At 56.6% G+C, this 22,167-nt stretch carries 18 protein-coding genes; 15 read left to right on the top strand and 3 right to left on the bottom strand.

The genetic code is table 11. The annotated features are described in order from the left end of the window. Window positions 1–5: 5 nt before the first annotated feature. Both yhhY and PGR09_RS14895 read right to left on the bottom strand, forming a co-directional pair. Window positions 6–494, bottom strand: a complete 489-nt coding sequence (yhhY, locus tag PGR09_RS14900) for an N-acetyltransferase (RefSeq protein WP_045394825.1) — start codon at window positions 492–494, stop codon at window positions 6–8. 227 nt (window positions 495–721) lie between these two features. Then, on the bottom strand, window positions 722–1,369 hold the full coding sequence (locus PGR09_RS14895) for a bactofilin family protein (protein ID WP_047047937.1): 648 nt from the start codon (window positions 1,367–1,369) through the stop codon (window positions 722–724). Window positions 1,370–1,634: 265 nt separating this feature from the next. Here PGR09_RS14895 and PGR09_RS14890 point away from each other — a divergent pair, with 265 nt between their 5' ends. From PGR09_RS14890 to PGR09_RS14830, 13 genes are all read left to right on the top strand, one after another. Beyond that, window positions 1,635–2,672, top strand: coding sequence for an oxidoreductase (locus PGR09_RS14890; protein WP_315711719.1), 1,038 nt, complete (start codon window positions 1,635–1,637; stop codon window positions 2,670–2,672). A 121-nt stretch (window positions 2,673–2,793) separates the two neighbouring features. After that, complete coding sequence (locus PGR09_RS14885) at window positions 2,794–3,489, top strand: pirin family protein (RefSeq protein ID WP_045394827.1); 696 nt, start codon at window positions 2,794–2,796, stop codon at window positions 3,487–3,489. Window positions 3,490–3,714: 225 nt separating this feature from the next. Continuing rightward, the gene (gene gntR, locus PGR09_RS14880) at window positions 3,715–4,710 is read left to right on the top strand and encodes a gluconate operon transcriptional repressor GntR (RefSeq protein WP_015369338.1); all 996 of its coding nucleotides are present in this window, start codon (window positions 3,715–3,717) and stop codon (window positions 4,708–4,710) included. 193 nt (window positions 4,711–4,903) lie between these two features. Beyond that, complete coding sequence (gene gntK, locus PGR09_RS14875) at window positions 4,904–5,434, top strand: gluconokinase (RefSeq protein ID WP_015369339.1); 531 nt, start codon at window positions 4,904–4,906, stop codon at window positions 5,432–5,434. Then, the gene (gene gntU / locus PGR09_RS14870) at window positions 5,434–6,774 is read left to right on the top strand and encodes a gluconate transporter (protein WP_015369340.1); all 1,341 of its coding nucleotides are present in this window, start codon (window positions 5,434–5,436) and stop codon (window positions 6,772–6,774) included. Before gntK ends, gntU begins: the two co-directional genes overlap by 1 nt. Window positions 6,775–7,248: 474 nt before the next feature. After that, window positions 7,249–8,355, top strand: coding sequence for an aspartate-semialdehyde dehydrogenase (asd, locus tag PGR09_RS14865; RefSeq protein ID WP_015369342.1), 1,107 nt, complete (start codon window positions 7,249–7,251; stop codon window positions 8,353–8,355). 238 nt (window positions 8,356–8,593) lie between these two features. Further along, complete coding sequence (glgB, locus tag PGR09_RS14860; RefSeq protein ID WP_032706494.1) at window positions 8,594–10,777, top strand: 1,4-alpha-glucan branching enzyme; 2,184 nt, start codon at window positions 8,594–8,596, stop codon at window positions 10,775–10,777. Further along, the gene (glgX, locus tag PGR09_RS14855) at window positions 10,777–12,753 is read left to right on the top strand and encodes a glycogen debranching protein GlgX (RefSeq protein ID WP_430916271.1); all 1,977 of its coding nucleotides are present in this window, start codon (window positions 10,777–10,779) and stop codon (window positions 12,751–12,753) included. The genes glgB and glgX overlap by 1 nt, the downstream gene beginning before the upstream one ends. Window positions 12,754–12,821: 68 nt before the next feature. Further along, window positions 12,822–14,117 carry a glucose-1-phosphate adenylyltransferase gene (gene glgC / locus PGR09_RS14850; protein ID WP_015703688.1) on the top strand — a complete coding sequence of 432 codons (1,296 nt, stop codon included), beginning with the start codon at window positions 12,822–12,824 and terminating at the stop codon, window positions 14,115–14,117. After that, window positions 14,117–15,550, top strand: a complete 1,434-nt coding sequence (glgA, locus tag PGR09_RS14845) for a glycogen synthase GlgA (RefSeq protein ID WP_045394829.1) — start codon at window positions 14,117–14,119, stop codon at window positions 15,548–15,550. Before glgC ends, glgA begins: the two co-directional genes overlap by 1 nt. A gap of 17 nt (window positions 15,551–15,567) precedes the next feature. After that, entirely contained in the window at window positions 15,568–18,015 is a 2,448-nt protein-coding gene (gene glgP, locus PGR09_RS14840) for a glycogen phosphorylase (RefSeq protein WP_047047942.1), read from the top strand. A gap of 217 nt (window positions 18,016–18,232) precedes the next feature. Continuing rightward, a complete protein-coding gene (locus PGR09_RS14835) occupies window positions 18,233–18,580 on the top strand; it encodes a type II toxin-antitoxin system RelE/ParE family toxin (protein ID WP_045394830.1) in 348 nt (115 codons plus the stop codon). Further along, window positions 18,580–18,879 carry a helix-turn-helix domain-containing protein gene (locus PGR09_RS14830; protein WP_045394831.1) on the top strand — a complete coding sequence of 100 codons (300 nt, stop codon included), beginning with the start codon at window positions 18,580–18,582 and terminating at the stop codon, window positions 18,877–18,879. The genes PGR09_RS14835 and PGR09_RS14830 overlap by 1 nt, the downstream gene beginning before the upstream one ends. Window positions 18,880–19,230: 351 nt before the next feature. On the opposite strand, the gene glpD is transcribed toward PGR09_RS14830, so the two are convergent. Further along, a complete protein-coding gene (gene glpD / locus PGR09_RS14825; RefSeq protein ID WP_020077778.1) occupies window positions 19,231–20,739 on the bottom strand; it encodes a glycerol-3-phosphate dehydrogenase in 1,509 nt (502 codons plus the stop codon). A 206-nt stretch (window positions 20,740–20,945) separates the two neighbouring features. Between glpD and glpE the strand changes: the two genes are divergently transcribed. Then, window positions 20,946–21,275 (top strand): thiosulfate sulfurtransferase GlpE, encoded by a 330-nt coding sequence (glpE, locus tag PGR09_RS14820; RefSeq protein WP_015369349.1) that lies wholly within the window; start codon window positions 20,946–20,948, stop codon window positions 21,273–21,275. A gap of 52 nt (window positions 21,276–21,327) precedes the next feature. Further along, window positions 21,328–22,158, top strand: a complete 831-nt coding sequence (gene glpG, locus PGR09_RS14815; RefSeq protein ID WP_015703685.1) for a rhomboid family intramembrane serine protease GlpG — start codon at window positions 21,328–21,330, stop codon at window positions 22,156–22,158. Window positions 22,159–22,167: the final 9 nt, after the last annotated feature.

Raw genomic sequence — 22,167 nt, 5'->3', positions numbered from 1 at the left:
ACACGCTACTTCATTCTCGCCATATAATACGCATCCACATACTCACCGTTGCGCAATGCGTAACCCTTGGCGGTGCCTTCGATCTCAAAGCCGTACTTCTTATACACAGCGACCGCCGGGGCGTTATCGGCAAAGACGGTGAGTTCGATGCGATCGACCCGCAGCCAGTTGTCGCACATATCAATCATGGTGCGCATCAGCGCGCTGGCGACGCCTCGGTTATGCCAACGTGAATCTACGCTGATACCAAAATCGGCGACGTGGCTACGGCGGGGGCGTTGGACGACGGCAATGCTTAAATGGCCGACGACTTGCCCATCGATACAGGCCACCAGCTGCTTCACGCCGGGAGTATCGGTTAGCCGCTCCCGCCACATATGCTCGGATGGATGAGGAACCTGTAGCGTGTTGTGATACACCTCCGGCTGGGCGTGAATTTGACGAATCGCGTCAACATCTTTCGGTTCAGCATGGCGTATCACGATGTCACTCATTCCTTGTTCCTCATTCAGGTGAAAAGTCCCATTAAACATCACTGACTACGGCGTTTGAGTCAACACGCATTATTTGCAAAAAAAATGTAGACAAGTGCGAATGAGAATGATTATTATTGTCCTGCATTCAGGGGGACCCGTGCGGAAAGCCTGAAAGCACGACATTGCTCACATTGCTTCCAGTATTACTTTAGCCAGCCGGGTGCTGGCTTTTTTTTTGCGTCAATTCAGGCGTGTTGCGATTTGGCGGATTTCACCGCTTCTTCTGCGATCAGGCCGACGATATTGTTTTTATTTTTGCTCTCCACGGTGGCCAATACCTCCGCGCTGCCGGTAAACAGGCCTCCCTTTTTAATCGCCAGCGTGCGATAGGCAAGGGTGCCGTCGAGGTTGCCATGTTCCTCAATAGCGATGCTATCGCCACGGCACTGGCCGTGTACCTTGCCGTCGACGATCAGCTCCCGGCAGCTGATATTGCCCTCCACGTGACCCTCGCGCATCACCTTAATCAGATGTTCTTTGGCCTCAATGTTGCCGGTGACCTGGCCATGGATATAGACATGACCGCAGGCGACGATATTGCCGACAAAATGCACCCCGCTGGCGATCACGGTGGTTTCCTGTTTTTTGACGCTTGCCGTTTCCGGTTCTGCTGCCGCCACGGTTGGCGCAGCGACTTCAGCAGCCTGCGCTTCGGTTTTATTTTTCTTCATAAACATAGCGTTAATTTTTTCCCGTTGGGTATGAGTAAGGAAAGCGAAGAGGGTACAGGCGGCCGCCAGGCGCGCCAGCGCGGTCTCATCGCTAAACCAGGCGATCAGGGCGAGAAGCCAGAAAAAAATGGCGCAGTTTATGGCGAGATACTTTTTTTCCATCAGCAGCGGCTGGCTACTCCGTTAGTCTTTAGCAACGTCCTGGTTTTGCCCTTCACTTATCCGCAGTTTCGTCATTGGAATCAAGACTTTCTGTTGAAAAATAGCGTTTTAATGACTTATTAATCAATCTCTTATTAAAAATTACGTATGAGTGATAACCGAAATATTTTGCCGGTGAATTTTCCTGCTCAGAGGAAAAGGAGGATGAAGTGAGCCGCCTGCTTGCGCTATGGTTAAAGGCAGCACATCAACTAAGGACAGCGTTATGATTCTGCACTGCGCATTTATTGGCTTTGGTAAAAGCACGACCCGCTACCATCTTCCTTACGTCCTGCATCGCAAAGACAGCTGGCACGTCGCGCATATTTATCGCCGCAGCGCCAGGCCGGAAGAACAGGCGCCGGCGTATTCCCATATCCACTTCACCAGCGACCTCGATGAAGTGCTGAATGACCCGCAGGTCAAGCTGGTAGTGGTCTGCACCCATGCTGATAGCCACTTCGAATACGCGAAGCGGGCGCTGGAAGCCGGGAAAAACGTACTGGTTGAAAAACCCTTCACCCCGACGCTTGCAGAGGCGAAGACCCTGTTCGCGCTGGCGAAAAGCAAAGGGTTGACGGTGACGCCTTACCAGAACCGCCGCTTCGATTCCTGTTTCCTGACCACCAAAAAGGTGATTGAAAGCGGGAAGCTCGGCGAACTGGTGGAAATTGAAAGTCATTTTGATAACTACCGACCGGTGGCGGAAACCATCCAGGGGGGACCGCAAAGTGGCGATTTCTATGGCCTCGGGGTGCATACCATGGATCAGATCATTTCGCTGTTTGGTCGCCCGGATCATGTTGCCTACGATCTGCGCTCACTACGTAATAAAGCCAATCCCGATGACACGTTTGAAGCCCAACTGTTTTATGGCGATCTGAAAGCGATCGTCAAAACCAGCCATCTGGTGCAGATTGACTACCCGAAATTTATCGTTCATGGGCATAAAGGCTCGTTTGTGAAATACGGTATTGACCAGCAGGAGACCAGCCTGAAGGCCAACATTATGCCGGGCGATGCGGGGTTCGGCGCCGATGACAGCGTGGGGCAACTGGTCTACATCAACGAGGCGGGCGTGGTGGTACGTGAAGAGGTGCCGCTGGAAACCGGCGACTACGGACGAGTGTATGACGCGCTGTATGACACCCTCGTTAACGGCCAGCCGAATTACGTCAAGGAATCTGAAGTTCTCACCAATATGGAGATTCTGCAGCGCGGCTTTGAACAGCCTTCTCCGGCCACCATTACCCTCGCGAAATAAGAAACGCTGGCTCCTCGACGCTTGTTCATATTTTTTGAACAGAGGAGTCAATTTTCACCCTCTATGATCGCCGGCGGAATGGGTCCACACTTACTCCATCGAAAACATACGGGGGTGCAACATGATCTACTTACGCAAAGCTAACGAACGTGGCCACGCTAACCATGGCTGGCTGGATTCCTGGCATACTTTCTCTTTCGCCAACTACTACGACCCGAACTTTATGGGTTTCTCCGCGCTGCGCGTGATTAACGATGACGTAATCGACGCCGGCCAGGGGTTTGGCACCCACCCGCACAAAGACATGGAAATCCTGACTTATGTGCTGGAAGGGGCGGTTGAGCACCAGGACAGCATGGGTAACAAAGAGCAGGTTCCGGCCGGCGAGTTCCAGATCATGAGCGCGGGTACCGGCGTGCGTCACTCTGAGTACAACCCGAGCAGCACCGACCGCCTGCGTTTGTATCAGATCTGGATTATTCCAGAAGAAACCGGCATTACGCCGCGCTACGAGCAGCGCCGCTTTGATGCCGCGCAGGGCAAACAGCTGGTGCTGTCGCCAGATGCGCGCGAGGGTTCGCTGAAAGTGTACCAGGATATGGAGCTGTATCGCTGGGCGCTGCTGAAAGATGAGCAGTCGGTTCACCAGATTGCCGCGGAACGTCGCGTGTGGATCCAGGTAGTGAAAGGCGAAGTGACGATTAACGGCACCAAAGCCACCACCAGCGATGGTCTGGCGATTTGGGACGAGCAGGCGATTTCGGTTCACGCCGACAGCGATAGCGAAATATTGCTGTTCGATCTGCCGCCGGTTTGATACGCGTCATCCTTCAAGCCGCATTTTTGTTGGCTCTCCTCACTCACCCCGGTCGCGTACCCTTTGTACGCTTCCGGGGATTCGTTGCGTTGCCGCCTCAATGCAACTTGAATGATTTTGCGTATTAACTCTAAATAAATCTTTTGGCCCTTTTTTCTCCGGGAAGGTTGCGCTTTGTCCGTGATAAACTGAGAAAATGTTTCCCAGCCGATCACAGTCAGGACGATGAAAAAGAAAAGACCCGTACTTCAGGATGTAGCCGATCTTGTCGGCGTGACCAAAATGACGGTCAGTCGCTATTTACGTAACCCGGAACAGGTTTCTGAGGCCCTGCGTGGCAAGATTGCCGTTGCACTCGATGAGCTGGGTTATATTCCCAATCGCGCTCCTGATATTCTCTCCAACGCCACCAGCCGCGCCATCGGCGTGCTGCTGCCATCGTTAACCAACCAGGTCTTCTCGGAAGTGCTGCGCGGCATCGAAAGCGTCACCGACGCCTTCGGTTATCAAACCATGCTGGCGCACTACGGCTATAAGCCGGAGATGGAAGAGAAGCGTCTCGAATCAATGCTCTCCTGGAATATTGACGGCCTGATCCTCACCGAACGTACCCACACGCCACGCACGTTGAAAATGATTGAAGTCGCCGGGATCCCGGTGGTTGAGCTGATGGACAGCCAGTCGCCTTGCCTCGACATTGCCGTCGGTTTCGATAACTTCGAAGCGGCGCGGCAGATGACGGCGGCGATTATCGCCCGCGGTCACCGCCACGTTGCTTATCTCGGCGCGCGTCTTGATGAACGTACTATCATCAAACAGAAGGGGTACGAGCAGGCGATGCTTGATGCCGGCATGACGCCCTATAGCGTGATGGTGGAGCAATCTTCTTCCTACTCGTCGGGGATTGAGCTGATGCGTCAGGCGCGCCGCGAATATCCGCAGCTCGACGGCATCTTCTGTACCAACGATGACCTCGCGGTCGGCGCGGCGTTCGAGTGTCAGCGTCTGGGCCTGAAAATTCCGGACGACATGGCGATAGCCGGTTTCCACGGTCACGATATCGGTCAGGTGATGGAGCCGCGTCTTGCCAGCGTACTGACCCCACGTGAGCGCATGGGGCGCATCGGCGCCGAGCGTCTGCTGGCGCGCATCCGCGGTGAGACGATTACCCCTAAGATGTTAGATTTAGGTTTCACATTGTCACCGGGTGGATCTATTTAAACCGACAAGTTTGAAGTAGATCACACATATTCACATCTGGCACGAATGGTTATTGCTTCTCCCAGGGTCCGGCATGACAATGTTACCGATAACAGTTACCCGTAACACTCGCCCGTAATCATTAACCAGTACGCCGCTTTCGCGCTGTATCAGTCAGCCCCGGCGCGGCGTACCAGTCCAGTGGGAGGACGCTTTGAGCACGACTAACCATGATCACCACGTCTATGTCCTGATGGGCGTTTCCGGCAGTGGTAAATCCGCCGTCGCCAGCGAAGTGGCGCATCAACTGAAAGCCGCGTTTCTCGATGGCGATTTTCTGCATCCGCGCAGCAACATCACCAAGATGGCTTCCGGCGAGCCGCTGAACGACGATGACCGTACCCCGTGGCTGCAGGCGTTGAATGACGCGGCATTTGCCATGCAGCGTACCAACAAAGTTTCGCTGATCGTCTGCTCGGCGCTGAAAAAAAGCTACCGCGACATTCTGCGCAAAGGCAACCCGAACCTCTCCTTTATCTACCTGAAAGGCGACTTCGACGTGATTGAAAGCCGTCTGAAGGCGCGTAAAGGGCACTTCTTCAAAACCCAAATGTTGGTGACGCAGTTTGAAACACTGCAGGAACCAGGCGCCGACGAAAGCGATGTGCTTATCGTCGATATCGACCAGTCACTGGAAGGCGTGGTCGCCAGCACCATTGAGGTGATTAACAAAGGCAGTAACTAGTGAGTACTTTAACGCTTGTTTTGACAGCAGTCGGCTCGGTATTGCTGCTGCTGTTTTTAGTCATGAAGGCGCGTATGCACGCCTTCGTGGCTTTGATGGTGGTTTCTATTGGCGCAGGTCTCTTTTCCGGTATGCCGCTGGATAAAATCGCGGCGACGATGGAAAAAGGGATGGGCGGCACGCTGGGCTTCCTGGCGATAGTCGTCGCGCTGGGCGCGATGTTCGGTAAAATTTTGCATGAAACCGGCGCGGTCGACCAGATTGCGGTGAAAATGCTGAAGTCCTTCGGCCACAACCGCGCGCACTATGCGATTGGCCTGGCCGGCCTTATCTGCGCGCTGCCGTTGTTCTTCGAAGTGGCGATCGTGCTGCTGATTAGCGTCGCGTTTTCCATGGCGCGCCATACCGGCACTAACCTTGTGAAGCTGGTGATCCCGCTGTTCGCCGGCGTAGCCGCCGCCGCGGCATTCCTGCTGCCGGGGCCTGCGCCGATGCTGCTGGCTTCGCAGATGCACGCCGATTTCGGCTGGATGATTCTGATTGGCCTCTGCGCCGCTATTCCGGGGATGATTATCGCCGGTCCGCTATGGGGCAACTTCATCAGCCGCTACGTTGAGCTGCATATTCCTGACGATATCAGCGAACCGCATCTCGGCGAAGGTAAAATGCCGTCCTTCGGCTTTAGCCTCTCGCTGATCCTGCTGCCGCTGGTGCTGGTCGGCCTGAAAACCATCGCCGCGCGTTTTGTGCCGGTGGGATCCACCGCCTATGAATGGTTCGAGTTTATCGGCCACCCATTCACCGCGATTCTGGTTGCCTGCCTGGTAGCGATTTACGGCCTGGCGGTACGTCAGGGGATGGCGAAAGATCGCGTGATGGAGATCTGCGGCGCGGCGCTGCAGCCGGCGGGGATTATTCTGCTGGTGATTGGCGCAGGCGGCGTCTTCAAGCAGGTGCTGGTGGACTCCGGCGTCGGCCCGGCGCTCGGCGAAGCGCTGACTGGCCTGGGTCTGCCGATTGCGATTACCTGCTTCGTGCTGGCGGCTGCCGTGCGTATTATTCAGGGCTCCGCGACCGTGGCGTGCCTGACGGCGGTCGGCCTGGTGATGCCGGTCATTGAGCAACTGAACTACAGCGGCGCGCAAATGGCGGCTCTCTCCATCTGTATCGCGGGTGGTTCGATTGTGGTAAGTCACGTCAACGATGCCGGCTTCTGGCTGTTCGGTAAGTTCACCGGCGCCAGCGAAGCGCAGACGCTGAAAACCTGGACGATGATGGAAACCATCCTTGGCACCACCGGCGCCATTGTCGGGATGATTGCTTTCCAGCTGCTGAGCTAAGCAAAAATAATTTCCCCGGACGCCACCACGGTATCCGGGGGAAAAAACAGGGTAATACCGCTTACCCTGGATTCTCTTCGGTAACACGCTTTTTTCCCCTCTTTTCCACTTCCTTTTGCCGTGAATATCAGCTCTACGACAATGATCGTATTGCTCGTCAGGCCTTGCGGCACAAGGCTTTTTCCGTTTTTTTTCGCAAGCGTGAAAGCGATATTTTTCGCACTGAATCCATAATCAGGATCAATAAAATAGCGACGGAAAATATTCCATTACGCGGGTTATTTGCCGGATAATCTTTACGCTTTTTATGACTACCAGCGACGGTAGGCGGAGTGCGGGATAAGTTGCTTTTCTGATTGGCGCGCAATCATTGATTAATTTCACTTGCGACTTTAGCTGCATTTTGTAATGTGAAGGACATCCCAGTTGGAAACTGGCCTGGCACTAACAGCACACACCTCGCAGGAATACGTTATGAAAAATGTTGGTTTTATCGGTTGGCGTGGAATGGTCGGCTCTGTTCTCATGCAACGCATGGTGGAAGAGCGTGATTTCGACGCCATTCGCCCTGTTTTCTTCTCCACCTCTCAGCTGGGTCAGCCCGCGCCGTCATTCGGCGGCAGTACCGGGGGAACGCTTCAGGATGCATTCGATCTCGAAGCGCTGAAGGCGCTGGACATTATTGTTACCTGCCAGGGCGGCGATTACACCAACGAGATTTACCCGAAGCTGCGCGAAAGCGGCTGGCAGGGGTACTGGATTGACGCGGCGTCTTCGCTGCGCATGAAAGACGATGCGATCATTATTCTCGATCCGGTTAACCAGGATGTGATTACCGCTGGCCTGAATAACGGCATTAAAACCTTCGTCGGCGGCAACTGTACGGTGAGCCTGATGCTGATGTCCCTCGGCGGCCTGTTTGCCCATGACCTGGTGGAGTGGGTCAGCGTGGCGACCTACCAGGCGGCTTCCGGCGGCGGCGCGCGCCATATGCGCGAACTGCTGAGCCAGATGGGCCAGCTGCATGGCCACGTGGCGAGCGAGCTGGCGAACCCGGCGTCCGCGATTCTCGATATCGAGCGCAAAGTGACGTCGCTGACCCGCAGCGGCGATCTGCCGGTCGATAACTTTGGCGTGCCGCTGGCGGGCAGCCTGATCCCATGGATCGACAAACAGCTTGATAACGGCCAGAGCCGCGAAGAGTGGAAAGGCCAGGCGGAGACGAACAAAATTCTCGCCACCGCGTCGCCGATCCCGGTCGATGGTCTGTGCGTGCGCGTCGGCGCGCTGCGCTGCCACAGCCAGGCGTTTACCATCAAGCTGAAGAAAGATGTTTCTATCCCGACCGTTGAGGAACTGCTGGCCGCGCATAACCCGTGGGCCAAAGTGGTGCCAAACGATCGCGACATCACCATGCGCGAGCTGACCCCAGCCGCGGTGACCGGCACCCTGACCACCCCGGTAGGGCGCCTGCGTAAACTGAACATGGGTCCTGAGTACCTGTCGGCCTTTACCGTCGGCGACCAGCTGCTGTGGGGCGCCGCCGAACCGTTGCGCCGCATGCTACGACAGCTGGCGTAAACGCAGGACAAACGATAAGGGGTGTGGATACACCCCTTTTTTTTGCGTAATACAAGGAGTAAACGCGGATGTTGGATTTTTCCCCACGGAGGTAACGCAGCCTTGGCTATGCTTTAAGTAAGGAGTTCCTTACCTGAAGGTGGGACGGAGCAGGAGGATGCACGTTGGTGCTGCGCCGTTCAGGTCAAAAAAAGTCGCCGGGTACAGGAAAGGGCGACACTTACAACAGGATGAAAGCATGTCGAATCGAATCGATAGAGACGTGATTAATGCGCTTATTGCAGGTCATTTCGCGGATCCCTTTTCCGTGCTTGGCATGCACCGCACCGAGGCGGGGCTGGAAGTTCGCGCATTATTACCAGATGCCACCGAAGTGTGGGTTATTGAACCGAAAACCGGGCGTAAAGTCGGCAAACTCGAATGCCTCGACTCGCGCGGATTCTTTAGCGGCCTCCTGCCGCGGCGTAAAAACGCTTTTCGCTACCAGCTGGCCGTCACCTGGCACGGACAGCAAAACCTGATTGACGACCCTTACCGTTTCGGCCCGCTGCTGCAGGATGTTGATGCCTGGCTGTTGTCCGAGGGGACGCACCTGCGCCCTTACGAAACTCTGGGCGCGCACGCCGACACCATGGATGGCGTCACCGGTACGCGCTTTTCGGTCTGGGCGCCAAACGCCCGCCGGGTCTCGGTGGTGGGGCAATTTAACTACTGGGATGGCCGACGACATCCGATGCGCCTGCGTAAAGAGTCCGGAATCTGGGAACTTTTCATCCCCGGCGCGCTTAATGGCCAGCTGTATAAATTCGAGCTGATCGACGCTCATGGCAATCTACGGGTCAAAGCCGATCCTTACGCCTTCGAGTCGCAGATGCGCCCGGAAAGCGCGTCGCTTATCTGCGATTTGCCGCCCAAAGTCGAGCAGCCGGCGGCGCGCAAAGCCGCGAACCAGTTTGATGCGCCGATCTCTATTTATGAAGTGCACCTCGGGTCCTGGCGCCGCCATACCGACAATAACTTCTGGCTTAGCTACCGCGAACTGGCGGACCAACTGGTGCCATATGCAAAATGGATGGGTTTCACCCACCTCGAACTGCTGCCGGTGAACGAACACCCGTTCGACGGCAGCTGGGGCTACCAGCCGACCGGCCTCTACGCGCCGACACGCCGCTTCGGTACCCGTGAAGATTTCCGCTATTTCATCGATGCCGCCCACGCCGCGGGCCTTAACGTGATCCTCGATTGGGTTCCGGGTCATTTCCCGGCGGATGACTTTGCGCTGGCCTCATTTGACGGCACCTCGCTGTATGAACACAGCGATCCGCGCGAAGGTTACCACCAGGACTGGAATACGCTTATCTATAACTACGGCCGCCGCGAAGTCAGCAATTACCTGGTAGGTAACGCGCTGTACTGGATCGAGCGCTTCGGCATTGACGCGCTGCGCGTCGACGCGGTAGCGTCGATGATCTACCGCGACTATAGCCGTAAAGCGGGCGAGTGGATCCCCAACGAATACGGCGGGCGGGAAAATCTCGAAGCGATCGAGTTTCTGCGTAACACCAACCGTATTCTCGGCGAGCAGACGCCAGGCGCGGTCACCATGGCGGAAGAGTCCACCGATTTTGCCGGCGTGACGCGTCCGCCCGCCGACGGCGGCCTCGGCTTCTGGTTCAAATGGAATCTCGGCTGGATGCACGACACGCTGGACTATATGAAGCTCGATCCAGTCCATCGTCGCTACCATCACGACAAAATGACCTTCGGCATGCTCTACAACTACACCGAGAACTTCGTGCTGCCGCTCTCCCACGATGAAGTGGTGCACGGCAAAAAATCGATTCTCGACCGCATGCCGGGCGACGCATGGCAGCGCTTTGCCAACCTGCGCGCCTATTACGGCTGGCTGTTCGCCTTCCCGGGCAAAAAGCTGCTGTTTATGGGCAATGAATTCGCCCAGGGCCGCGAGTGGAACCACGACGCCAGTCTCGACTGGCATCTGCTGGAGGGTGGCGACAACTGGCACCACGGCGTCCAGCGGCTGGTGCGCGACCTGAACCATACCTACCGCCACCATAAAGCGTTGCATGAACTTGATTTCGATCCCTACGGCTTCGAATGGCTGGTGGTCGACGATCATGAGCGTTCGGTATTTATCTTCGTGCGCCGCGATAAAGCCGGTAATGAAATCATCGTCGCCAGCAACTTCACGCCGGTGCCGCGGCACAACTACCGTTTCGGCATCAACCAGCCGGGACGCTGGCGCGAGGAGCTGAATACCGACTCGATGCATTATCACGGTAGTAACGCCGGAAATGGCGGAGTGGTTGAGAGCGAGTCCGTCGCCAGTCACGGTCGTCAGCATTCGTTGTCGATTACCCTGCCGCCGCTGGCGACCATCTGGCTGGTACGGGAGGCCTGATGACGACGCTTGCCGCGGGAAAACCGACGCCTTTGGGCGCCAGCTATGACGGCAAAGGGGTGAACTTCACCCTGTTTTCCGCCCACGCCGAGCGGGTGGAGCTCTGCGTGTTCGACCAGCAGGGTAACGAGCGGCGCTACGACCTACCGGCGCGCAGCGGCGACATCTGGCACGGCTGGCTGGCCGATGCGCGTCCGGGGCTACGCTACGGTTATCGGGTGCACGGGCCGTGGGATCCGGCGCAGGGGCATCGCTTCAATCCGGCCAAGCTGCTGCTCGACCCCTGCGCGCATCAGGTGGCGGGCGAACTGCTGGACGACGAGCGTCTGCATGGCGGTATGCATGAACCGGATGCCCGCGATAGCGCAGCCATTGCGCCAAAGTCGCAGGTGGTCGATCTGCATTACGACTGGCTCGGCGATAAACCGCCGCGCACGCCGTGGGGCGAAACGGTTATTTATGAAGCCCACGTCAAAGGGTTGACCTGGCTGCATCCGGAGCTGCCGGAGGCCATCCGCGGCACCTATCAGGCGCTGGGCCACCCGCTGATGATCGACTATTTCCGCCGCCTGGGTATTACCGCGCTGGAGCTAATGCCGGTGGCGCAGTTCGCCAGCGAACCCCGCCTGCAGCGGATGGGGCTGAGCAACTACTGGGGCTATAACCCGCTGGCGCTGTTTGCGCTGGAGCCGCGCTACGCCAGTCAGCCGCAGCGGGCGCTCGATGAGTTCCGCGATGCGGTGAAAGCGCTGCACGCGGCGGGCATCGAGGTGATCCTCGATATCGTGCTGAACCATAGCGCGGAAATCGATCTTGAAGGGCCGACCATCTCCCTGCGCGGTATCGATAACCGCAGCTATTATTGGATCAGGGACGACGGCGATTATCACAACTGGACCGGCTGCGGTAACACGCTCAACCTCAGTCATCCCGGCGTGGTGGAGTATGCCCTGCAGTGCCTGCGCTTTTGGGTTGATGAGTGCCACGTTGACGGCTTTCGCTTCGATCTGGCGTCGGTGATGGGGCGCACGCCGGAATTTCGTCAGGGCGCGCCGCTGTTTGAGGCCATTCGCCGCGACCCGGTATTGTCGGCGATCAAGCTGATTGCCGAACCCTGGGATATTGGCCAGGGCGGTTATCAGGTGGGGAACTTCCCGCCGCTGTTTGCCGAATGGAACGACCATTTTCGCGATACCGCGCGCCGTTTCTGGCTGCAACAAAACGTGTCGTTGGGTGACTTTGCCCAGCGCTTCGCCGCCTCCAGCGATCTCTTTGCCCGCGATGGCAAACGGCCTGCGGCGACGATCAATCTGATCACGGCGCATGATGGATTCACCCTACGTGATTGTGTTTGTTTCAATCAGAAACACAATCAGGCGAACGGCGAAGAGAATCGCGATGGGACTAACAATAACTACAGCAACAATCATGGTATAGAGGGATTAGAAGCCAATCTTGCCGTGATTGAGCGGCGGCGCGATAGCGTACATGCGCTTTTGACCACGCTGCTGCTGTCGCAAGGCACGCCGATGCTGCTGGCGGGCGATGAGCATGGCCATAGCCAGCACGGCAACAATAATGCGTACTGTCAGGACAATGCTTTGACCTGGCTGGACTGGCGGCGGGCAAATCACGGATTAACCGCGTTTGTCGCCGCGCTTATCCACCTGCGTCGGCGCATTCCGGCGTTAACCCGTAATCAGTGGTGGCAGGAGCATGACGGCAATGTGAGCTGGCTCAATCAGCGCGGAGAACCGTTAAACGCCGACGAGTGGCAGCATGGCGCCGCGCGGCTGCAAATCCTGTTATCCGATCGCTGGCTGATCGCGCTGAATGCCACCGCTGAGGTGGCGGATATGGTTTTACCCGCGGGGGAGTGGCGCGCCGTTCCTCCATTCGCCGGAGAGGATAATCCGGTCATCATGGCTGTCTGGCATGGGCCCGCGCACGGAGTTTGCGTATTTCAAAGGTCATAGTCCCTGGGGGTTTTCGGCGCGTTCATGATGAATGGGCCGTGAAGCAGGGGAATCAAAAGGAGTTAATCATGGTTGGGCTTGAAAAGAACGATCCGTTGATGCTGGCGCGTCAACTTCCTCTCAAATCGGTGGCGCTGATCCTTGCTGGCGGGCGTGGTACCCGGCTTAAGGATTTAACCATTAAGCGCGCGAAACCTGCCGTCCACTTTGGCGGTAAGTTCCGTATTATCGACTTCGCGTTATCTAACTGTCTTAACTCAGGTATTCGCCGCATCGGCGTGATTACCCAGTATCAGTCGCACACCCTGGTGCAGCATATCCAGCGCGGCTGGTCTTTCTTCAGCGAAGAGATGAACGAGTTTGTCGATCTGCTGCCGGCGCAGCAGCGGGTACACGGTGAAAACTGGTATCGCGGTACGGCCGATGCGGTGACGCAGAACCTCGACATTATTCGTCGCTATAAAGCCGAATATGTGGTGATCCTCGCCGGCGACCACATCTACAAACAAGACTACTCGCGCATGCTGATCGACCATGTCGAAAAAGGCGCGCGCTGCACCGTCGCCTGTATGCCGGTGCCCATCGAAGAAGCATCCGCCTTTGGCGTGATGGCGGTCGATGAAAGCGAGAAGATCATCGAGTTCGTCGAGAAACCGGCCAACCCGCCGGCGATGCCGAACGACGCTACCCGCTCGCTTGCCAGTATGGGCATCTATGTCTTTGATGCGGATTACCTTTATGAACTGCTGGCCGCCGACGATCTCGACGAAAACTCCAGCCACGACTTCGGCAAAGATATCATCCCGAAAATTACCGAAGCTGGCATGGCTTATGCACATCCTTTCCCGCTCTCCTGCGTGCAGTCCGACCCGCAAGCCGAGCCATACTGGCGCGATGTCGGGACGCTGGAGGCCTACTGGAAGGCCAACCTCGATCTGGCCTCGGTGACGCCGGAGCTCGATATGTACGACCAGCACTGGCCTATCCGTACCCATATGGAATCGCTGCCGCCGGCGAAGTTCGTCCAGGACCGCTCCGGCAGTCACGGCATGACGCTGAACTCGCTGGTTTCCGGCGGTTGCATTATCTCGGGCTCGGTGGTGGTGCAGTCGGTACTGTTCCCGCGGGTGCGGGTGAATTCGTTTTGTAACATTGATTCGGCAGTCTTATTGCCGGATGTCTGGGTCGGGCGCTCGTGCCGCCTGCGCCGCTGCGTGATAGATCGCGCCTGCGTCATCCCGGAAGGGATGGTGATTGGGGAGAATGCGGAAGAAGATGCCAGCCGCTTCTATCGTTCAGAAGAAGGGATCGTGCTGGTTACGCGCGACATGCTGCGGAAACTGGGGCACAAACAGGAGCGATAATGCAGGTTTTACACGTATGTTCAGAGATGTTCCCGTTGTTAAAAACCGGCGGTCTGGCTGACGTTATCGGCGCGCTGCCGGCGGCGCAGATCGCAGACGGCGTGGATACCCGCGTGCTGCTGCCGGGGTATCCGGATATCCGCCGCGGAATTACCGACGCGCAGGTCGTCACCCGCCGGGATACCTTTGCCGGGCGTATCACCCTGCTGTTCGGCCATTTTAACGGCGTCGGTATCTATCTGATCGACGCGCCGCATCTCTACGATCGCCCAGGGAGCCCGTATCACGACGCCAACATGAACGCCTATACCGACAACGTGCTGCGCTTTGCGCTGCTCGGCTGGGTAGGTAGCGAAATGGCCTGCGGGCTGGATCCATTCTGGCGCCCGGAGGTGGTGCATGCCCATGACTGGCATGCGGGCCTGACGCCGGCCTACCTGGCGGCGCGTGGGCGTCCGGCGAAATCGGTGTTTACGGTGCACAATCTCGCCTACCAGGGGATGTTTTACTCCTGGCATATGAATGAGATAGAGCTGCCGTGGTCGTTCTATAACATGCACGGCCTCGAATTTAACGGCCAGATCTCGTTCCTCAAAGCCGGTCTGTACTATGCCGACCATATCACGGCGGTGAGCCCAACCTACGCGCGGGAAATCACCGAACCGCAATATGCCTACGGCATGGAAGGGCTGCTACGTCAGCGCCAACACGAGGGCCGATTGTCCGGCATCCTTAACGGCGTCGATGATGGTATCTGGAATCCGCAAAGCGATCTGCTGCTGGCGGCGCGCTATGACCGCGATTGTCTGGAGGAGAAAGCCGAGAATAAACGGCAGCTGCAAATCGCCATGGGGCTGAAGGTGGATGACAAAGCGCCGCTGTTCGCCGTGGTGAGCCGCCTGACCAGCCAAAAAGGGCTGGATCTGGTGCTGGAGGCGCTGCCGGGCCTACTGGAGCAGGGCGGGCAACTGGCGCTGTTGGGCGCCGGCGATCCGGTACTGCAGGAGGGCTTCCTCGCCGCCGCCGCCGAACATCCGGGCCAGGTCGGCGTGCAGATTGGCTATCACGAGGCGTTTTCGCACCGCATCATGGGCGGCGCCGATGTGATTCTGGTTCCCAGCCGCTTTGAACCGTGCGGTCTGACTCAGCTGTATGGCCTGAAATACGGCACTCTGCCGCTGGTGCGCCGCACCGGCGGTCTCGCCGATACCGTGGCCGACTGTTCGCTGGAAAACCTCGCCGACGGCGTCGCCAGCGGCTTTGTCTTTGAGGACAGTAACGCGGTGTCGTTGCTGCGGGCCATCCGGCGCACCTTTGTGTTGTGGTCGCGGCCATCGCTGTGGCGCTACGTTCAGCGTCAGGCGATGAATATGGACTTTAGCTGGCAGGTGGCGGCGAAATCCTATCGTGAACTCTATCAACGCTTGATGTAACCACAGGAGCTATGGCTATGAATGCACCCTTTAGTTATGCATCACCCACGCTGAGCGTTGAGGCGTTAAAGCATTCTATCGCGTATAAGCTGATGTTTATCATCGGCAAAGATCCGGCGATCGCCAACAAACACGAATGGCTGAACGCCACCCTGTTCGCTGTTCGCGACCGCATGGTCGAGCGTTGGCTGCGTTCAAACCGCGCCCAGCTGTCGCAGGAAGTGCGGCAGGTTTACTATCTGTCGATGGAGTTTTTGATTGGCCGCACCCTCTCTAACGCGCTGTTGTCGTTAGGGATTTATGAAGATGTGAATAATGCGCTGGCCGATATGGGGCTCGATCTGGAAGAGCTTATTGATGAAGAAAACGACCCCGGTTTAGGCAACGGCGGTTTAGGGCGCCTGGCCGCCTGCTTCCTCGATTCGCTGGCGACGCTGGGTCTGCCGGGCCGCGGCTACGGAATCCGCTACGACTATGGGATGTTCAAGCAGAACATCGTCGACGGACGACAGAAAGAGTCGCCGGATTACTGGCTGGAGTACGGCAACCCGTGGGAGTTCGAACGGCACAATACGCGCTATAAAGTGCGTTTCGGCGGCCGCGTGCAGCAGGAAGGAAAAAATACCCGCTGGATAGAGACCGAAGAGATTATCGCCGAAGCCTACGATCAGATTATCCCCGGTTTCGATACCGATGCCACCAACACCCTGCGGTTGTGGAGCGCGCAGGCCAGTAGCGAAATCAACCTCGGTAAATTCAACCAGGGCGACTACTTCGCGGCGGTGGAAGATAAGAACCACTCCGAGAACGTTTCGCGGGTACTTTATCCGGACGACTCCACCTATTCCGGGCGCGAGCTGCGCCTGCGTCAGGAGTATTTCCTGGTCTCGGCGACGGTACAGGATATCCTCAGTCGCCACTACCAGCTGCACCGCACCTACGACAATCTGGCGGCGAAAATCGCCATTCACCTCAATGACACCCACCCGGTGCTGTCGATCCCTGAGCTGATGCGTCTGCTGATCGATGAGCACAAATTTAGCTGGGATGAAGCCTTCGAGGTGACCTGTCAGGTCTTCTCCTATACCAACCATACGTTGATGAGCGAAGCGCTGGAGACCTGGCCGGTCGATATGCTGGGGAAAATCCTGCCGCGCCATCTGCAGATTATCTTCGAGATTAACGATTACTTCCTTAAGACGCTGCAGGAGCAGTATCCCAACGATACTGCTCTGCTGAGCCGTACCTCGATCATTGATGAATCCAATGGTCGCCGGGTGCGCATGGCGTGGCTGGCGGTCGTGGTCAGCCATAAAGTCAACGGCGTGTCCGAGCTGCATTCGCGCTTAATGGTCGAGTCGCTGTTTGCCGAGTTTGCGAAGATTTTCCCGATGCGCTTTACCAACGTCACCAACGGCGTCACGCCGCGGCGCTGGCTGGCGTTGGCGAACCCGCCGCTGTCGCAGGTGCTGGATGAGAATATCGGCCACACCTGGCGCACCGACTTAAGCCAGTTGAGCGATCTGCTACAGCATATTGATTACCCGACGGTGAACCAGGCGGTGCGCCGCGCCAAGCTTGAGAATAAGCAGCGGCTGGCGAACTATATCGCCCAGCAGTTGAACGTGGTGGTCAATCCTAAGGCGCTGTTTGATGTGCAGATCAAACGCATCCACGAATATAAACGCCAGCTGATGAATATCCTGCACGTCATCACCCGCTACAACCGGATCAAAGCCGATCCGCAGGCGGAGTGGGTGCCGCGAGTAAATATCTTCGCCGGTAAGGCCGCGTCGGCCTACTATATGGCGAAGCATATTATTCATCTGATCAACGATGTGGCGGCGGTGGTGAACAACGATCCGCAGATTGGCGATAAGCTGAAAGTGGTGTTTATCCCCAACTACAGCGTGAGCCTGGCGCAGCTGATTATCCCGGCGGCGGATCTCTCCGAGCAGATCTCGCTGGCGGGAACGGAAGCGTCCGGTACCAGTAATATGAAGTTTGCGCTCAACGGCGCGCTGACCATTGGTACGCTGGATGGCGCTAACGTCGAGATGCTGGAGCACGTCGGCGAGGACAATATCTTTATCTTCGGTAATACCGCGGAACAGGTAGAAGCCCTGCGCAGTAACGGCTATAAACCTCGCGATTACTATGAGCAGGATGAGGAGCTGCATCAGGCGTTGACGCAGATTGGCACCGGCCTGTTCAGCCCGTCGGAACCTGGTCGCTACCGCGACCTGCTGGATTCGCTGATCAACTTCGGTGACCACTATCAGGTACTGGCGGACTATCGCAGCTACGTTGATTGCCAGGATAAGGTGGACGAGCTGTACCGCCATCCGGAGGAGTGGGCCAATAAAGCGATGATGAACATCGCCAACATGGGCTATTTCTCATCCGACCGCACGATCCAGGAGTACGCCAAACATATCTGGCATATCGACCCGGTTCGTTTGTAATCGGTTAAGCATCAGCAAAACGGGGCCAAAACTGGCCCCGTTTCTGTTTGTGTAGCGAACGTTTTATTCGGAAAAGTGCCGGGAGGGATTCAGGCTATTGCGGGAATATACTATTGACGTGAATTTGCCAGCAGTACGATAAATGCTCAAATAGTTTACGTTCATAGCCTAATAGCTATAATGTTGATGATAGCCTTTAGGCTATGAGGGATCGTCTATGTGGGATGTAGAAACGACGGATACGTTTGATACCTGGTTCGAATTACAAAGCAGAGCTTTAAAAGAGGATATGTTGGCCACGATGCTTATCCTGTCTGAGTTTGGTCCGCAGCTTGGGCGTCCGTATGTTGATACGGTAAAAGGTTCAAAGTTTCAGAATATGAAAGAACTTCGGGTTCAGCATCATGGGCTCCCAGTCCGCGCCTTTTTTGCTTTTGATCCTCTTCGGAAAGCTATCGTTTTATGTGCGGGCAATAAGGATGGCATGAATGAGAAACGTTTTTACAAAGAGATGATTACCCTGGCTGATAGAGAATTCAGCCAGCACCTGACTAAGGAGCGATAATGGGCACGCTAAAAGAACTCATGGCGAAACAGAGTCCTGAAAGCCAGCAGCGTATTGCAGCGAAAGCGGCAGAGATACGCCAGTCTGTCGCTTTAAACTTGCTTCGCGAAGAGTTACAAATTTCACAAACGGAGATGGCTGCGGCTATGGGGGTTAAGCAGCCAACGATCGCTAAAATGGAACAGGCTGATAACGACCCGAGGCTTTCGACCCTAAAGCGCTACATTGCGGCCTTGGGTGGGGAACTAAGTATAAATGTCACGTTGCCGACTGGAAAAAAAGTCTCGTTTAATTTGTGAATCGGTAACCCGGGTCAGGCGCAAGCCGTAGATACGGTTATCGGTTGGCAACTGTTTTGGTTCGGGAAAAACGTGTGTTTTGTGTTAATTCAGAGCACATTGCGCTCCCAGTCTTCCGGGAACGTCTCAGCAATTTTGAGGCCGCCAACACCGGTGGTTTCAGTGGCCATGGGTACAAGATAGAGATCTTAAGCTCACCTTGGCACTGTCCGTAGGCCGGATAAGGCGCAGCCGCTATCCGGCGCAAAAGCGGCGCTTTACCCGCGGTTATTGCCCGGCGGCGCTACGCTTGCGCGGGCCTACAGACGGTGATGTAGCCCGGGCCAGGCGTCAGCCGCCGCCCGGGGTATGTCAGGACGCTAACGACAGTTCAGACTTTCCCGTATGTTGCGCCAGCCACTCGCTGATACGCGCCTGCTGCTCGGCATTCAGCCACATCCCCTGTTTGGTACGGCGCCAGATAGCGTCATCCAGGCTGCGAACCCACTCGTGTTCGACCAGGTACTTCAGCTCGGCTTCATAAAACTCGTGGCCAAAATCTTCTCCCAGATCGGCAAGCGAAGTCGCTTCGCCAAGGATCCACTCGCTGTTGCTGCCGTAGGTGCGGGCGTAGTGGCGGGCCATTGATTCGCTGATAAACGCGAAGCGACGGCGCAGTTTCGCCGCGTAGTCGTCACGGTCGCCGCCGATATCGCCGCCGGGCAGAACGGCGGTCTTGGTCCACGCCGGGCCAATCCCCTGATAATACGGCGTCAGTTTTTCCAGCGCATGTTCCGCCAGTTTACGGTAGGTGGTGAGCTTGCCGCCGAATACCGACAGCAGCGGCGCCTGACCGTTCTCATCGTGAATATCGAGCGTATAGTCGCGGGTAATCGCCTGCGGTGAGTCGGATTCATCGTCGCACAGCGGACGCACGCCGGAGTAAGTCCAGACGATATCGTCGCGCGACAACGTCTTTTTAAAGTGCGCGTTGTAGACGTTCAGCAGGTAGTTGATCTCTTTATCATCGATCGCCACCTCTTTCGGATCGCCGTTGTACTCGACGTCGGTGGTGCCGATAATCGAGAACTCATCCATCCACGGGATGACAAACACGATACGTTTATCTTCGTTTTGCAGGATATAGGCCTGCTTCTGGGTGTGCACGCGCGGCACCACGATATGGCTGCCTTTGATCAGGCGAATGCCATACGGCGAGCGCAGATGCATGCCTTCGTCGAAGAAATGTTTCACCCACGGGCCGGTAGCGTTAACCAGACCGCGCGCGTGCCAGGTGAATTTTTCGCCGCTATCGATATCTTCCGCTTCCACCACCCACAGGCCGTTTTCGCGTTTTGCCGAGATAGCGCGGGTGCGGGTGCGAACTTCGCCGCCTTTACGTACCACCATCTGGGCGTTGGCAAGAACCAGACGCGCATCGTCGACCCAGCAGTCGGAATATTCGAAACCGCGCACGATTTCCGGCTTAAGTACCGATTCCGCGCCAAAGCGCAAACCGGTCGAGCCCGGCAGGCTGGTACGTTTGCCGAGGTGATCGTATAAAAACAGACCGATACGAATCATCCACGCCGGGCGCAGATGCGGGCGATGCGGTAAGCGGAAGCGCATCGGGAAGGCCAAATGCGGCGCCATTTTTAATAACACCTCGCGCTCCGCCAGCGCTTCGCTGACCAGGCGGAATTCGTAGTGTTCCAGATAGCGCAGGCCGCCGTGAATCAGTTTCGAGCTGGCGCTTGAGGTGGCGCAGGCAAGGTCTCTCGCTTCCAGCATCAGCACGGATAAACCGCGCCCGGCGGCGTCTGCCGCGATACCGGCACCGTTGATGCCTCCGCCTATCACAATCAGATCTTTGATTTCCACGCTCGCACCTCGTTCGCTTTCGTTTAAGCTCATAAATGTTCGATATCGCTCACTATAGCAAACAAACGCGCTTTTGGTAACATCAAAAAAACATTTCAGAGTGATGCATGTAACATATTGGCGTTTATTTACCGCCTGACGGTACACTAGCGGGTAAAATCAGGGTCGGTCACCGCCCGTCATGAAGTGCAATAGAGAAGAGAATCATGGAACAATTTGAATGTATCAATGTAGAAGAAGCGCATCAGAAACTGCATCAGCAGAAGGCGGTGCTGGTCGATATCCGCGACCCGCAAAGCTATGCCATGGGGCACACGCCGGGCGCGTTTCATCTGACCAACGATACCCTGGGCGCTTTTATGCGCGATAACGATTTTGAGACGCCGGTGATGGTGATGTGCTACCACGGCAACAGCAGTAAAGGCGCCGCGCAGTATCTGCTGCAGCAGGGCTTCGAGAACGTCTACAGCGTCGATGGCGGTTTTGACGCCTGGCATCGTCATTTCCCGGCGGAAGTCGCGCACGGCTCGCTATAAGCTCGGTACGGTATATACTAGCCCCCTTTGTGTGGAATAAGCGATCCGCTGTATGTTAATGATTACCTCTTTTGCCAACCCGCGCGTGGCCCAGGCGTTTGTCGACTATATGGCGACGCAGGGGGTCATCCTGACTATCCAACAGCACACGCAGAGCGATGTCTGGCTGGCAGATGAAAGCCAGGCCGCGCGGGTGCAGGCCGAGCTGGCCCGTTTTCTCGAAAACCCGGCCGACCCGCGCTATCTCGCCGCCAGCTGGCAATCGGGGCATACCAATAGCGGATTGCATTATCAACGCTTCCCGTTTTTAGCTACCCTGCGTAACAACGCCGGGCCGTTTACGTGGGCGATTTTGCTGGCCTGTATCCTGGTCTTCATACTGCAAAACGTTCTGGGCGATCAGACGATGATGATCTGGCTTGCCTGGCCCTACGATCCTTCGCTGAAATTCGAAGCCTGGCGCTATCTTACCCACGCTTTCATGCACTTCTCGCTGATGCATATTCTGTTTAACCTGCTATGGTGGTGGTATCTCGGCGGTGCGGTGGAGAAGCGCATCGGTAGCGGTAAGCTGGTGGTGATTACCATTATCAGCGCTCTGCTGAGCGGATTCGTCCAGCATCAGGTTAGCGGCCCGTGGTTCGGCGGTTTGTCGGGGGTAGTCTATGCGTTAATGGGCTATGTCTGGCTGCGCGGCGAGCGCGACCCGCAGAGCGGTATTTATCTGCAGCGTGGTCTGATCCTCTTCTCTTTAGTGTGGTTAGTGGCAGGATGGTTTGATGTTTTCGGCATGTCGATCGCCAATGGCGCGCACGTGGCGGGCCTGGCAGTCGGGCTGGCGATGGCGTTTGTCGATACGCTAAATGTGCGAAAACGAACGTAGAGATTCCCA

The organism is Klebsiella sp. 141251, assembly GCF_050600725.1.
Classification (GTDB): Bacteria; Pseudomonadota; Gammaproteobacteria; order Enterobacterales; family Enterobacteriaceae; genus Klebsiella; species Klebsiella aerogenes.
Note: the sequence above shows the minus strand (reverse complement) of the source record. Positions and strands in the feature narration are given on the sequence as shown.

Bases quoted from the DNA above. Each gene is read 5' to 3' on its own strand.
- yhhY (WP_045394825.1), bottom strand. From the start codon at position 494: ATGAGTGACATCGTGATACGCCATGCTGAACCGAAAGATGTTGACGCG.
- PGR09_RS14895 (WP_047047937.1), bottom strand. From the start codon at position 1,369: ATGGAAAAAAAGTATCTCGCCATAAACTGCGCCATTTTTTTCTGGCTT.
- PGR09_RS14890 (WP_315711719.1), top strand. From the start codon at position 1,635: ATGATTCTGCACTGCGCATTTATTGGCTTTGGTAAAAGCACGACCCGC.
- PGR09_RS14885 (WP_045394827.1), top strand. From the start codon at position 2,794: ATGATCTACTTACGCAAAGCTAACGAACGTGGCCACGCTAACCATGGC.
- gntR (WP_015369338.1), top strand. From the start codon at position 3,715: ATGAAAAAGAAAAGACCCGTACTTCAGGATGTAGCCGATCTTGTCGGC.
- asd (WP_015369342.1), top strand. From the start codon at position 7,249: ATGAAAAATGTTGGTTTTATCGGTTGGCGTGGAATGGTCGGCTCTGTT.
- glgB (WP_032706494.1), top strand. From the start codon at position 8,594: ATGTCGAATCGAATCGATAGAGACGTGATTAATGCGCTTATTGCAGGT.
- glgX (WP_430916271.1), top strand. From the start codon at position 10,777: ATGACGACGCTTGCCGCGGGAAAACCGACGCCTTTGGGCGCCAGCTAT.
- glgC (WP_015703688.1), top strand. From the start codon at position 12,822: ATGGTTGGGCTTGAAAAGAACGATCCGTTGATGCTGGCGCGTCAACTT.
- glgA (WP_045394829.1), top strand. From the start codon at position 14,117: ATGCAGGTTTTACACGTATGTTCAGAGATGTTCCCGTTGTTAAAAACC.
- glgP (WP_047047942.1), top strand. From the start codon at position 15,568: ATGAATGCACCCTTTAGTTATGCATCACCCACGCTGAGCGTTGAGGCG.
- PGR09_RS14835 (WP_045394830.1), top strand. From the start codon at position 18,233: ATGTGGGATGTAGAAACGACGGATACGTTTGATACCTGGTTCGAATTA.
- PGR09_RS14830 (WP_045394831.1), top strand. From the start codon at position 18,580: ATGGGCACGCTAAAAGAACTCATGGCGAAACAGAGTCCTGAAAGCCAG.
- glpE (WP_015369349.1), top strand. From the start codon at position 20,946: ATGGAACAATTTGAATGTATCAATGTAGAAGAAGCGCATCAGAAACTG.
- glpG (WP_015703685.1), top strand. From the start codon at position 21,328: ATGTTAATGATTACCTCTTTTGCCAACCCGCGCGTGGCCCAGGCGTTT.